The 12,140-nt window shown below is 42.9% G+C and carries 10 protein-coding genes and 1 pseudogene; 6 read left to right on the top strand and 5 right to left on the bottom strand.

Going from position 1 to position 12,140, the window contains the following annotated elements; genetic code table 11:
* Positions 1–34: 34 nt before the first annotated feature.
* The 3 genes from ACFQ3J_RS20585 to ACFQ3J_RS20575 form a co-directional block, all read right to left on the bottom strand.
* Positions 35–544: an arsinothricin resistance N-acetyltransferase ArsN1 family A gene (locus ACFQ3J_RS20585; RefSeq protein WP_379293771.1), complete on the bottom strand. Its 510-nt coding sequence runs from the start codon at positions 542–544 to the stop codon at positions 35–37.
* Positions 545–626: 82 nt separating this feature from the next.
* Positions 627–1,580: a thioredoxin-disulfide reductase gene (trxB, locus tag ACFQ3J_RS20580; protein ID WP_379293769.1), complete on the bottom strand. Its 954-nt coding sequence runs from the start codon at positions 1,578–1,580 to the stop codon at positions 627–629.
* A gap of 28 nt (positions 1,581–1,608) precedes the next feature.
* Positions 1,609–1,932, bottom strand: coding sequence for an ArsR/SmtB family transcription factor (locus tag ACFQ3J_RS20575; protein ID WP_379293767.1), 324 nt, complete (start codon positions 1,930–1,932; stop codon positions 1,609–1,611).
* Between the two features lie 161 nt (positions 1,933–2,093).
* Between ACFQ3J_RS20575 and ACFQ3J_RS20570 the strand changes: the two genes are divergently transcribed.
* The 4 genes from ACFQ3J_RS20570 (at position 2,094) to ACFQ3J_RS20555 (ending at position 4,895) form a co-directional block, all read left to right on the top strand.
* The gene (locus ACFQ3J_RS20570; protein ID WP_379293765.1) at positions 2,094–2,447 is read left to right on the top strand and encodes an ArsR/SmtB family transcription factor; all 354 of its coding nucleotides are present in this window, start codon (positions 2,094–2,096) and stop codon (positions 2,445–2,447) included.
* Positions 2,448–2,626: 179 nt separating this feature from the next.
* Positions 2,627–3,922 carry an arsenic transporter gene (locus ACFQ3J_RS20565; protein ID WP_379293763.1) on the top strand — a complete coding sequence of 432 codons (1,296 nt, stop codon included), beginning with the start codon at positions 2,627–2,629 and terminating at the stop codon, positions 3,920–3,922.
* A 38-nt stretch (positions 3,923–3,960) separates the two neighbouring features.
* Entirely contained in the window at positions 3,961–4,380 is a 420-nt protein-coding gene (gene arsC / locus ACFQ3J_RS20560; protein ID WP_379293761.1) for an arsenate reductase (thioredoxin), read from the top strand.
* An 86-nt stretch (positions 4,381–4,466) separates the two neighbouring features.
* A complete protein-coding gene (locus ACFQ3J_RS20555; RefSeq protein WP_090727170.1) occupies positions 4,467–4,895 on the top strand; it encodes a protein-tyrosine phosphatase family protein in 429 nt (142 codons plus the stop codon).
* A 466-nt stretch (positions 4,896–5,361) separates the two neighbouring features.
* Here the strand turns inward: ACFQ3J_RS20555 and ACFQ3J_RS20550 are convergent, their stop codons facing one another.
* Together ACFQ3J_RS20550 and ACFQ3J_RS20545 are read right to left on the bottom strand one after the other, a co-directional pair.
* The gene (locus tag ACFQ3J_RS20550) at positions 5,362–6,663 is read right to left on the bottom strand and encodes an IS110 family transposase (protein ID WP_090727169.1); all 1,302 of its coding nucleotides are present in this window, start codon (positions 6,661–6,663) and stop codon (positions 5,362–5,364) included.
* A 253-nt stretch (positions 6,664–6,916) separates the two neighbouring features.
* A pseudogene (locus ACFQ3J_RS20545) lies at positions 6,917–8,506 on the bottom strand (heavy metal translocating P-type ATPase); the annotation flags it as partial.
* Between the two features lie 299 nt (positions 8,507–8,805).
* On the opposite strand from ACFQ3J_RS20545, the gene ACFQ3J_RS20540 reads away from it, so the two are divergent.
* Complete coding sequence (locus ACFQ3J_RS20540) at positions 8,806–10,086, top strand: murein hydrolase activator EnvC family protein (RefSeq protein WP_090727165.1); 1,281 nt, start codon at positions 8,806–8,808, stop codon at positions 10,084–10,086.
* 576 nt (positions 10,087–10,662) lie between these two features.
* Positions 10,663–12,063, top strand: coding sequence for a group II intron reverse transcriptase/maturase (gene ltrA / locus ACFQ3J_RS20535; protein WP_047911907.1), 1,401 nt, complete (start codon positions 10,663–10,665; stop codon positions 12,061–12,063).
* Positions 12,064–12,140: the final 77 nt, after the last annotated feature.

Here is a 12,140-nt window from a genome sequence, read left to right as displayed (position 1 = left end):
GGGCCCGCTAGATGACGGGCCTTTTTCATGTTCATTAGATTAGATTTTCGGAGATGATTTTCTCGACTATCACAACATCGAGCCACTCATCTCCTAATTTTGCGTGTTTTTCATATATCCCGACTTCTCTAAACCCACAGCGTTCACACAGTTTACGACTTCCTTGATTAAAGGTGAAGATACGAGAGAGCAGCTTCCAATAACCTGAATCCTTGCATACCTTAAGAAGTTCGTCGAGTAGCTTGTAACCTACATTTTGCTTTCTAAAGTCTTTATGTACATATACAGAAAATTCCCCAACTCCTCGATAACACTCTCTTGTCCGGTAACTAGACACAGATGCCCAGCCAACAATTTGATCATTTAATTCTGCAACTAAAATAGGGTACCGATCTCCTTGGGATCGTATCCACTGGGTTCGATCCTCTAACGTCTTAGGTGTTGTTTCGTAGGTTGCATTTCTCTCAACTACGATTGAGTAATTATATATATCCATAATACCTTGAGCATCACTTTCGATTGCAGGTCTAATACGTATCTCCATTTTTGCTGCCTCCCTTGTAGACTATTTTCTTTAATATAAAACAAAAGCTCATCAGTGTGTTTGATGAGCTTTTTAAGAAAGATTATTGGTCTAGAATACCGCTCCAATCCTGTATGGCTGAACCCTCCAGGAATTTTTCAGAATCCATAGCAGCCATACAACCTGATCCTGCAGCGGTGATCGCTTGACGGTACTTAGAGTCCTGTACGTCTCCGCAAGCAAAAACACCTGGGATATTGGTTTCCGTCGTTCCTGGATTTACAACAATGTATCCATGAGCGTCAGTATTGATTTGTCCATCTAGGAAAGAGGTGTTTGGTGTATGTCCAATGGCAACAAATAACCCGTCCGCCTCTATTACTTCTTCTTGACCCGTTTCATTGTTAAGAACTTTTAACCCTTGAATCCCCATTTCTTTGGGAAGTACTTCTACTGGTGTTCGATTTAAGGCAAACGTAATTTTCGGGTTTGATCTTGCCCGGTCTTGCATAATTTTAGATGCCCTTAATTCATCCCGACGATGGACTAATACGACTTCAGAAGCAAATCGAGTTAAGAAGTTAGCTTCCTCCATAGCAGAGTCTCCACCGCCTACGACAATAATCTTCTTACCGCGAAAGAAGAATCCATCACATGTAGCACAGGTACTCACGCCCCGACCAACGTATTCTTGTTCATTAGGTATACCAAGATATCTAGCTGATGCTCCAGTGGAGATAATAACAGATTCTGCTTCGATCTCATCCTGGCCATCAATTTTGAGTTTGAAAGGTCGTTTACTGAAGTCCACTTCACTAACAAATCCAGATTTGAACTCAGCGCCAAAACGTTCGGCTTGTTTACGCATGTTATCCATCAATTCTGGACCCATGATTCCATCAGGAAAACCCGGGAAGTTTTCAATTTCAGTCGTTGTGGTTAACTGTCCACCAGGCTGAAGTCCTTCAATAATGAGAGGGTTCAAATTAGCACGTGCAAGATAAATGGCTGCCGTGTATCCTGCAGGACCGGTACCAATAATAACTGATTTATACATAAGAATCCTCCTTAACACACAAATTAGATTAGCATGTGGTTTGATTGGTAGTACTACTCGGTTTTGTGAATATACAGCACAATTCCGGAGACAATACTTTATTGATTTCACTTTGATTTAGCCTGTAATAGCTCCAGGTACCTCTTGTTTCTTTGAGTATAAATCCGGCATCAAGAAGTATTTTAAGGTGGTAGGAAAGCTTGGACTGAGGTATTTCCATCTTTTCTACAAGATCACAAACGCAAACTTCTTCATATTGGCAAAGCTCATTGATTATGAGGAGTCGCTTCTGATCCGCTAATGCTTTAAATTTGGCCTCATAACTGGCCAACAATGTCGCGTCTATCTTCATGAGAACATTCTCCCTTATTTAAATCAAATATTTTTGATTAAGTAAATATTAACATAGAGTCAGTATGTTATCAATACATCAAAATAATTTGATAAATGGATAGATGTTATGTATGATGAATACAACAGAAATTATCGAGAGTTAGAAAGGGGAGTAGGATCATGAGTGAAATTGTAACCACATCTGATTTATCTTTCGCTGCGGATCGTTTGAAGCTACTAGGAGATAAAACAAGACTTACGATGATGTTGCTTTTACAAGAACGCGAATGGTGCGTATGCGAATTTGTGGATATCTTTGAAATGTCTCAGCCAGCGATAAGTCAGCATATCCGGAAGCTGAAGTCCCTGGATCTTGTAAAAGAAACTAGACGAAGTCAGTGGATTTACTATTCGCTGTATGTGGAGGACAAACCGTATATTCAGGCTGTTCTGCAAAATTTACCTGATGCTCAGCAAATTCTGACGGACCTTAATAAACAGGGAGTACAATCTTCTTGTATCGGAGGAAAATAAAAAAGTGGGTTGTATATATAAGTATATGCTTATATAATGATTTCGGAATAGAGGAGGCGGTTTATGGCAAATCCTAGAGCTAGTTTATATTCAGGTTCTTTGAAATGTTAACAGATAAGGTCAGAGCATGCTGTGTAGTCTGCTAAACCTTAGAAGATAGTCAAGTTGGAGGTTTTATAGTGGTATCGACAATCTTAGCTTGTATCATTTTTTTAGTCACACTAGTGCTTGTTATATGGCAGCCGAAAAATTTAAACATTGGATGGTCTGCATGTGGCGGTGCTGTTCTTGCTCTGTTAGTTGGAGTTGTCAGTTTCCAAGACGTTTGGGACGTTACCCAAATCGTATGGAATGCAACCTTAGCGTTTGTGGCCATTATTTTAATTTCATTAATCTTGGATCGAATTGGATTTTTTGAATGGGCTGCACTGCATATGGCTCGGGCAGCCAAAGGAAATGGAGTTCGAATGTTTGTGTACATTAGTGTACTCGGTGCAATTGTTGCTGCTTTCTTTGCGAATGACGGAGCTGCACTCATTCTGACACCGATTGTGCTTGCTATGGTACGAGCCCTAAATTTTGATGAGAAAAAAGTGTTTCCGTTTATAATTGCCAGCGGTTTTATTGCAGATACTACATCGCTTCCTCTGGTTGTAAGTAACCTGGTCAACATCGTGTCTGCCGATTTCTTTGGGATCAGCTTCACTGAGTATGCGAGTCGAATGATTATTCCGAATGTTTTTTCCTTGGTGGCAAGTATTCTTGTTCTTTATATTTTCTTCAGAAGAAGTATTCCTAAGAGATTCGATGATTCCGATCTTAAAGCTCCAACGGAAGCGATAAAGGACAGAGCCATGTTTCGGTTTTCTTGGTACGTACTGGCCATCCTCGTTATCGGTTACTTTGTAAGTGAGTTTGTCGGTATTCCAGTTTCTATCGTTGCTGGAATCATCGCTTTAGCCTTCTTAATGCTTGCAAGAAGAAGTACTGCTGTACAAGCGAAAGAAGTAGTTAAAGGTGCGCCTTGGAATATCGTATTCTTTTCAATCGGGATGTACGTTGTTGTATATGGACTACGAAATGCAGGTATGACAGATCTCTTGGCTGATGCAATTGCAGCTGTAGCGGAGCAGGGATTATTTGTAGCAACGATGGGAATGGGATTCATTGCAGCTATTCTTTCTTCCATTATGAATAACATGCCGACAGTAATGATTAATGCGCTTGCTATTGATGCGACTCATGCTACAGGAGTCATAAAAGAAGCTTTGGTTTACGCAAATGTCATCGGATCTGATTTAGGACCTAAAATTACTCCAATCGGTTCATTAGCAACGCTTCTATGGCTACATGTACTTTCAACGAAAGGCATCAAGATATCATGGGGAACCTACTTTAAAACGGGGATTATCATTACGATTCCAACTTTGTTTATTACGCTCTTAGGTTTGTATCTATGGCTCCTCATTTTATAAAAAATATAGTTTGGACTTATTAAAGGAGAGAATAACAAATGAGTAAAAAGACGATTTATTTCTTGTGCACCGGAAACTCTTGCCGCAGTCAGATGGCCGAAGGTTGGGCTAAAAAACATCTTGGGAACGAGTGGAATGTGTATAGTGCCGGAATTGAGGCCCATGGATTAAATCCGAATGCGGTGAAAGCAATGAACGAAGTAGGAATTGATATTTCCAATCAGACATCGGATATTATCGATCCAGCTATTCTAAACTCTGCGGATCTTGTGATCACTCTGTGCGGTGATGCAGCCGATAAATGTCCAATTACTCCGCCAAATGTTCGCCGTGAACACTGGGGATTTGATGATCCAGCAAAAGCTCAGGGAACAGACGAAGAAAAATGGTCAGTATTCCAACGTGTACGCGATGAAATTGGACAGCGTATCGAAACGTTCGCGAAAACGGGCGAGTAAGCGTGTAACGTAAGCCGAGATTAAAATACTCGGGTTCTTTTAGGGATTTAAGAAAGTTATCTTAGATAATTTGGAGGAAACCAGTAATGAGTTACCATGAACTTATAAAAGGTAAAGTCTATATAGGTGGTGCTGATGATATTGAACAATCGGTAAAGGAGCAAGGGATTACGGATGTGTTTGACTTGCGGGACAGTTCAAGTGGCAACTTAGAGTTGCGTGAGGGTACTACTCGTCACCATTTCCCTATCGTTGAAGATCAAGATCATCAAGACGAATCGATTAAAAGGGCTATTCAAGCTGTTAAGAAAGCAGTAGATGAAGGGAAGAAGGTATACTTTCACTGTTCAGGAGGACGTAATCGTACAGGAACGGTTTCAACAGGACTTCTGCTTGAATTAGGACATGAGAAGGATGTAGATTCTGCTGAACAAACTGCAAAATCTAAGAGACCAGATATCAATATTAAGTCGGAAATGAGAGATGCACTTCGCCGATTATATAAAACAATGTAAGTTTGCAGCAATTCTTATCTCATCGCAAATATAACGGTCCCTCTCAGTTCGGGAAAAGAGTTATTCTATTTGGATAGGACAAAGAGCATGGAGCAGATTGCCGGTCGGCAGCTACTCCATTTTCATTAAGCTCCCTCGAAATGATTTCACTTCCTCACTCAAGCTCGTGAATTCGCAGGATTTCACCCTGTGGTAAGTGTGCGAGAAGAAGTTATGGAGCAGCTTTTGGCTGGGGTGAATAGAAAAGGGCATGCGCAAACACAGGTGAAGTATCAATCACCTAAATTGTTCCATATCGTGCACGTCTCCACTTCACCTTAGCGATTCTCGCTCCCATGTCTCAACGGGTCAAAGCCCTATCATTCCTTCGTCACATCTATCTAAGGGGTGGAGGTCGGTCTTTCTAACGGAACGGGTCCGAGCCCTTTTGCGTAATGTCTCCCGATACTCCGTGCTTCTTGAAATCCTACGAATGCATGAGCTGGTGAGGATCGAATGATTTTATGACTGCCTGTGGGAAAACTTTGGTCAAATCGTAAGGTTCATTGTTTTTGGCCAGACCAACAAGCATACGCGCCACTTTACCGCATAATTTCATAATGGATTTCATCTTCTTTAACTTCTTTTCCTCGACATTGTAGTGGTGTAAAGCCCGAATTTCCGGGTTCGTCATCACCATGCTCATCGTCATGAGATACAGAAAATGACGTAAGCGAGGTCGGCCTCGTTTACTCAGCACCATCTTTCCTCGCCATTTCCCGGAACTAGCCTCGGCTAGATTCAAGCCGGCGTGACGTAACAGCGCATTACCATGTGAATAACCACTTAGATCTCCAGCCTCACCAAGAATACCTGCTAGATTTGTTACATGAATGCCTCGGATTTCAAGCAGCTTCTGTGCATAAGGAATAGATTTGAGAGTAGTATGGAGCTCATGCTCAATCTGCTCAAGTTGACGCTGAGCTAAGTCATATTCTTCGAGCAGCTGACTCAGATGAAGCTTGTAAGAACGGAGAGCTTGAGTCGTACCCACACTGGATTTTGCAAGTGAAATCAGCAGCTCAGCGCGCTTCACTCCAGCATGACGCTTCACATATTGCTTCCAGCCAGAAATAACTTGATCCGTAGTTAACTGACCGATCTCACTCGGTAACGGAAAGAGTCTCAGTGTGGCGATTGCACTGGTGCAGGTAAGGATCTTAAAGACCTGCCGCAACTCAGGAAAGACAATATCGACCCAGCGATGAATCTGGTTGACGGCACTGTTGAGGTGCTTGGTAACGGTTTCTCGATTAGCCATGAGAATACGTAGTTCTTCGTAAGTCTCGGAATGAAAACGAACAGGGGAGTAGTACCCATTTTTAATCATGTCCGCAATAACAAGCGCATCTTTGTGATCGCTTTTAGAGGGCGTATTATCTCGGTTTTCTTTGTTCTTTTTAACAAGATGCGGATTTACTAGAACAGCCTCTACACCTTGGTCGGAGAGCCAGCGTGCTAGGCTGAACCAGTAGTGACCGGTGGGCTCCATGCCAACCAAAATTTTGTTCAATTGGTGGGTTTTAAGTAAGTCTTGGATCCAACGTTTGAAAAGCTCGAAGCCTTCACGATGATTTCCAAATTGGAGCGGATTCCCTAGAGCAATCCCACGAAAGCTGACGGCCCTGGCTACATGGGTCTCTTGAGCGATATCTACGCCGACCACTAAATGATGAACGGTAATGTTTTCAATGAGTTGATTTTGTTTGTCTTGTGCTTTAAACTTCATGATAGAGTGACCTCCAGATGGGTTTTTGAGGCAATGACCTCGTGCGTAACCCCATCTTAACGAGGCGCTCTTTTTTATTCAAACTCCAAATATTCGTATTACAGGAATTCTAACGGGCAGGTTAGTTTAGTAAAGAAGAAAGCGGTAGACAATTAAACAACTTTTTTCAATCTAATAATGACGCCCATCAATTTGTGTCTGAAAATTCTAAAGAATCCCAAACTGAAAAGTAGGGGATTCTTTAGAACAATAGTTAACTTTTAACCTTTAATAATCGCATACTATTTAAGATCACAATAAGCGCCGCACCGGTATCACTAATTACGGCTATCCAAAGAGTGAGCAGATCAGGGAATATCAATACTAAAGCAGCAGCCTTAATAATAAGTGAAAACCATATATTTTGTTTAATAATACGAATTGCCTTACGGCTAAGTTTAACCGTATGAGGAAGCTTTTCTAAATTATCAGCCATTAATACAATGTCTGCCGTCTCCATTGCAGTATCAGTTCCAGCTCCACCCATGGCGATACCTAGATCAGCTGTTGCAAGAGCAGGAGCATCATTTATCCCGTCTCCGACCATTGCTACTAAGTGACCCTCGTTTTGAAGCTGTTTAATAGCAGTGACTTTATTCTCAGGCAACAGTTCGGCAAAGAATCGGGTTACTCCTGTCTTTGAAGCAACTTTCTTAGCTGTACCCTCGTTGTCACCCGTTAACATCACCACTTGTTTCATACCGACACTTTGAAGGTCTCGAAGCGCTCTAGCTGAAGTTTCACGAATACTGTCAGCCACGGCAAGCACACCGATTATTTTTTCTTGCGTACCAATAATAACAATAGTATTCCCTTCTTGTTGAAGGATCTGAACTTTCGACTCGATTTCCCCAAGAGGGGTGTTCAACTCGAGAAATAATTTGAGGTTTCCCGCATAATATTCCTGATCACCTATGTTAGCTACTACACCTTTACCTACTAGGTTTCTAAACTTATTGCCTTGTAGTGAGGAGAGTCCTTGTTCTTTGACGTACTCAACTACAGCTTTAGCTATCGGGTGCGTGGAATACTCTTCTAACGTATAAGCAAGGGACAACAACTCTTCCTCTGTTGCTACCGTTGTAATTACTTGCGATACTTTAGGTCTTCCTTCAGTCAATGTACCCGTTTTATCAAAGGCGATTGCAGAGACCTTTCCTGCGACTTCCAGGAATGCACCACCTTTAATGAGAACGCCATTTTTAGCAGCATTCCCAATTGCAGATACAATGGCAACAGGAGTCGAAATAACCAAGGCACAAGGACATGCTACAACCAGTAATTCTAATGGAGGTACAAGCATCACGACAAGGGCAAAAACGAACACAATCGGAGTATAGATACGCGCGAATTTATCAACAAATGCCTCTGTCGGCGCTTTTTGCTCTTGTGCTTCTTCAACAAGATGAATAATTTTAGAAATGGTTGTGTCCTCAACTAATTTAGTCACGATTATTTCTAAAGATCCATGCTCATTGATGGTACCTGCATAGACCGTATCTCCAACGTTCTTATCAACTGGAATGGATTCACCTGTAATAGGGGCTTGGTTTACGCTCGATTCACCACCGATAACCTCTCCGTCTAAAGGAATCTTTCCACCAGGTTTAACGACAATAATTTCTCCAACAGAAATCTCTTCTACAGGTCTTTTTGTAAGTTGCTGGTCGCTCTTAACAAAAGCTTCAGAAGGAGCAAGATCAATTAGACTACGTATTGAGTTACGAGTCTTTTCAATTGAACGTGTCTGAAGAACGTTACCTAGAGAAAAGAGCCAGACAACGGTTGCTCCTTCAAACCATTCCAATAAGAAATTTAACGTTCTTAGGGATCTTCTTTGCTGTCAGATAAATTGATAATCTCTCTTTATTTGTCGTCTCCAAGAGTTGACAAGGTAGAGTGAAATAAACTACATTATGTAAGGTAACAAAATTTTAATAATTCGCCATATCTCGAATACATATATGGCAATATTTTAGGGGTTTTAGTAACTTTGAGGCGATTTAGGACAAGTAGCGTCATCTCTCTATTAATCTTAAGGCCATTTATCTCAATGAAAGACAAAATTCGAATTTAAAAATATGTACAAGGATGGGAATTAAGTTGAAAAAGACAGCAACTGCACTTGCAATAAGTTTGATTACAGCCACTATTCTTAGCCCTGCTTATAGTCATGCAGCGTCAAGCATCAGTGATATTGATAATGAGTTGGAAAAGCTCGAACAACAGTCTAATTCGGCAACATCAGAGCAGGAAAAAGCTGAAAAGAAAAAGCAGGAAGCCGTTTACTATAAGCAAAAGCAAGAAACATATTTGAAGAGCATCATGAAGCAAATAGATAACGTAAGCAATGAGCTTGCAACTGTCTCCTACAATATTGAAACAACGGAAGAAAACTTACGCAATACAAAGAAAGAATTACAAGCTGCAGAAGAGAGGATTGCTGCTCGTGAGGACTTACTAGAATCCCGAGTACGTTTGATGTACACGGATGGTACAGTTTCCTATTTGGATGTATTGTTATCATCTACAAGCCTCACCGATTTTCTACAGCGTATGGATTCTTTAAAAATGATAGTAGACCAAGACCAAAATCTATTAGTTGAACACAAGAAAGATAAGCAGCTTGTTGTAGAGAAGAAACAGCAACTTGATAAGCAGTATACAGAGCATAAACGGCTATACGCAGAGAAGAAAGCTCATAAAGCGGAGCTAGCTAGTAAAGAGCAAGAAAAGCAGAAGCTGATTGCTGGATATGAGAAAGAGATTGAAACACAAAGTGAACTCAGTGATAAGCAAGATCAAATGTTGGTTGAAATTGCGTCAAAACGGTCGGAACTGGTTCAGGAAAAAAATGCGTTGAAAGAAGAGCAGGCTGCAAGAGCTGCGAAGGCGAAAGCCGCTGCAGAAGAGGCAGAGAGAAAAAAAACACTGCAAAAGGTTTCTAGCTCCAATACTAAATCGAGCTCCAGCAGTTCTTCCAACGGAGGTGGAGTACTAGGAATGCCGATTCAAGGTGCAATCATTTCCTCTAACTTTGGTCCACGTGTTCACCCTATAACAGGTGAGGTAGGGAAAATGCATAATGGGACAGATTTCGCTGCCCCTCAGGGTACGAGTATTTATGCAGCAGAAGAAGGTGTGGTCATTATGGCAGAGTGGTATGGTGGATATGGTAATACAGTTATCGTTGATCATGGAGATGGCTTATGGACACTATATCCTCACATCAGAGAGAATGGTACTCTAGTAAAAGAAGGCGAATCTGTATCCCGCGGTCAAAAAATCGCTGAAGTGGGCTCAACTGGGAATTCAACAGGTCCACATCTGCACTTTGAAGTACGTGTGAATGGAACTCCACAAAATCCATTGAGTTATTTATAGAGCAGGTTGAATAGCAACGTAAATTGGTCCAAAACGTTTCTTGGTATAATAATGATTCGTATTAATAGAATCAAAGGTAGGTATTTTACTTAGTACAGGTCATAAAGTGCGTTACAAGAGTGGGATCTCTTGTAACGCACTTTTATTAGTGCGCCCGGCATGGGCGATAGCTCGGCGGTGAAAGTCCGCTACAGGCTTGGCAGTAGGAACTGTTAGCCAAAGGCAAGGGTGTCCGCCGCGAGGCGGAATCTGAAGGAAGCCGGAGGCAAACCCTCGGTCTGACGAACAGGAATCACATACAAGGCATGACGGGACGGACGAGCTTGCTAATCAAAGCGAAGTCCAATACTGCCCGAATCCCGGCATGTAAATGTGGCAGATGGATGAGGGGAAGGCTATCGCTCTTACCCGGGGAGGTCTCACAGACGTCCGGTAGGAAAAAAAAAAAATCCGAAAAGACGGAGTAAAGCTTGCTGTGAGAAGTCAGCAGAGGCCATAGTACCGAGAAGTTTTTTTTTTCGGGAAGGGCCGAACAATCGTAAGCCTCGAGTATAGACTGGAAGGAGCATCGGCACGATGAAAGCAGAATACCGAAAGGGCTGCCTGCAAAGGGATAGCATGGAATGCGAAGAGTATGCGGGAGCGCGGAGTGCCGGCACTCGGGAACGTAGAGAAAGAGGCGGTGCAACGGACATGCTTGAGAGGATACTAAACAGGGATAACCTGAACAAGGCCTACAAGCGGGTCAAACGTAATCACGGAGCACCGGGAATCGATGGAATGACAGTCGAGGAGGCACTACCGTGGTTACGGGAACACAGAGAGGGGCTTTTGGAAAGTATCCGGGACGGAAGCTACAAACCAAACCCGGTACGGCGTAAAGAAATCCCGAAACCAGATGGAAGTGGAGTGCGGAAGCTCGGTATCCCTACGGTAATAGACCGCGTGATTCAGCAAGCGATATCGCAGCAGCTACAACCCCTGTTCGAACCGTTATTCGCGGAAGGAAGCTATGGCTACCGCCCTGGGCGGAGTGCGCAGCAAGCCATTCGCAAAGTAAAAGAGTATGCGGAGCAGGGATACGACTACGCAGTAGAAATCGATCTATCCAAATATTTTGACACGCTGAACCATGAGCTGCTTATGAATCTTTTGCGCAAACAAATCCAGGACAAGCGGGTAACTGATCTGATCAAGAAGTATCTCAAAAGCGGGGTCATGGAGCACGGAGTGCGGCGCGAAACGGAAGAAGGATCACCTCAAGGTGGCCCGCTATCGCCGCTGCTGGCGAATATCTATTTGAATGAGTTCGACCAAGAGATGAAAAGCCGAGAAGTGAATGTGATCCGCTACGCAGATGACATTGTAGTGCTGGCGAAAAGCAAACGTGCAGCAACGCGGCTGTTGGAGTCCTGCCAGAAGTATCTAGAGAAGCGAATGAAACTTCAGATAAATCGACGGAAAAGCAAAGTCGTAAGCATCGTGGCCCGAAAGCATTTTAAATTCCTTGGTTTTGCTCTGGGAAAGAGCAGGGACCGAGTACACATCCGCGCCCATGGACAATCTCTTGCGAAAGCAAAGAAGAAACTGAAGGAACTCACGAAACGCAGCCAGGGCAAGAATGTCCGTCAAGTGATGGAGCAGGTGAAGGTCTATATTCGCGGCTGGATAGGTTACTTCTACGTAGCGGACATGAAACGGACTCTGCAGAGATGGAACGAATGGTTGAGAAGACGATTCCGTATGTACATCTGGAAACAATGGAAGAAGCCAAGAACAAAGGCGCAAAACCTGCGAAAACTGGGAATACCGGAGTGGCAGGCCTACCAATGGGCAAACTCACGACTGGGATACTGGCGCATCGCCGGAAGCCCGGTGTTGTCTCGTTCCATAACAAACAAAAGGCTCGCACAAGCAGGGTATTATGACTTCCCTGCTCAGTACGAGCATTTACGTAACTTGCACTTAAGCGGTTGAACCGCCGTATACCGAACGGTACGTACGGTGGTGTGAGAGGTCGGCTACTCAATTAATGGGTAGCCTCCTACTCGATT

This window comes from Paenibacillus provencensis, from assembly GCF_042678545.1.
GTDB lineage: Bacteria > Bacillota > Bacilli > Paenibacillales > Paenibacillaceae > Paenibacillus > Paenibacillus provencensis.
The sequence above is the reverse complement of the archived record's forward strand: the minus strand, read 5'-3'. Positions and strand labels throughout refer to the sequence as shown.

Bases quoted from the DNA above. Each gene is read 5' to 3' on its own strand.
- ACFQ3J_RS20585 (WP_379293771.1), bottom strand. From the start codon at position 544: ATGGAGATACGTATTAGACCTGCAATCGAAAGTGATGCTCAAGGTATT.
- trxB (WP_379293769.1), bottom strand. From the start codon at position 1,580: ATGTATAAATCAGTTATTATTGGTACCGGTCCTGCAGGATACACGGCA.
- ACFQ3J_RS20575 (WP_379293767.1), bottom strand. From the start codon at position 1,932: ATGAAGATAGACGCGACATTGTTGGCCAGTTATGAGGCCAAATTTAAA.
- ACFQ3J_RS20570 (WP_379293765.1), top strand. From the start codon at position 2,094: ATGAGTGAAATTGTAACCACATCTGATTTATCTTTCGCTGCGGATCGT.
- arsC (WP_379293761.1), top strand. From the start codon at position 3,961: ATGAGTAAAAAGACGATTTATTTCTTGTGCACCGGAAACTCTTGCCGC.
- ACFQ3J_RS20555 (WP_090727170.1), top strand. From the start codon at position 4,467: ATGAGTTACCATGAACTTATAAAAGGTAAAGTCTATATAGGTGGTGCT.
- ACFQ3J_RS20550 (WP_090727169.1), bottom strand. From the start codon at position 6,663: ATGAAGTTTAAAGCACAAGACAAACAAAATCAACTCATTGAAAACATT.
- ltrA (WP_047911907.1), top strand. From the start codon at position 10,663: ATGAAAGCAGAATACCGAAAGGGCTGCCTGCAAAGGGATAGCATGGAA.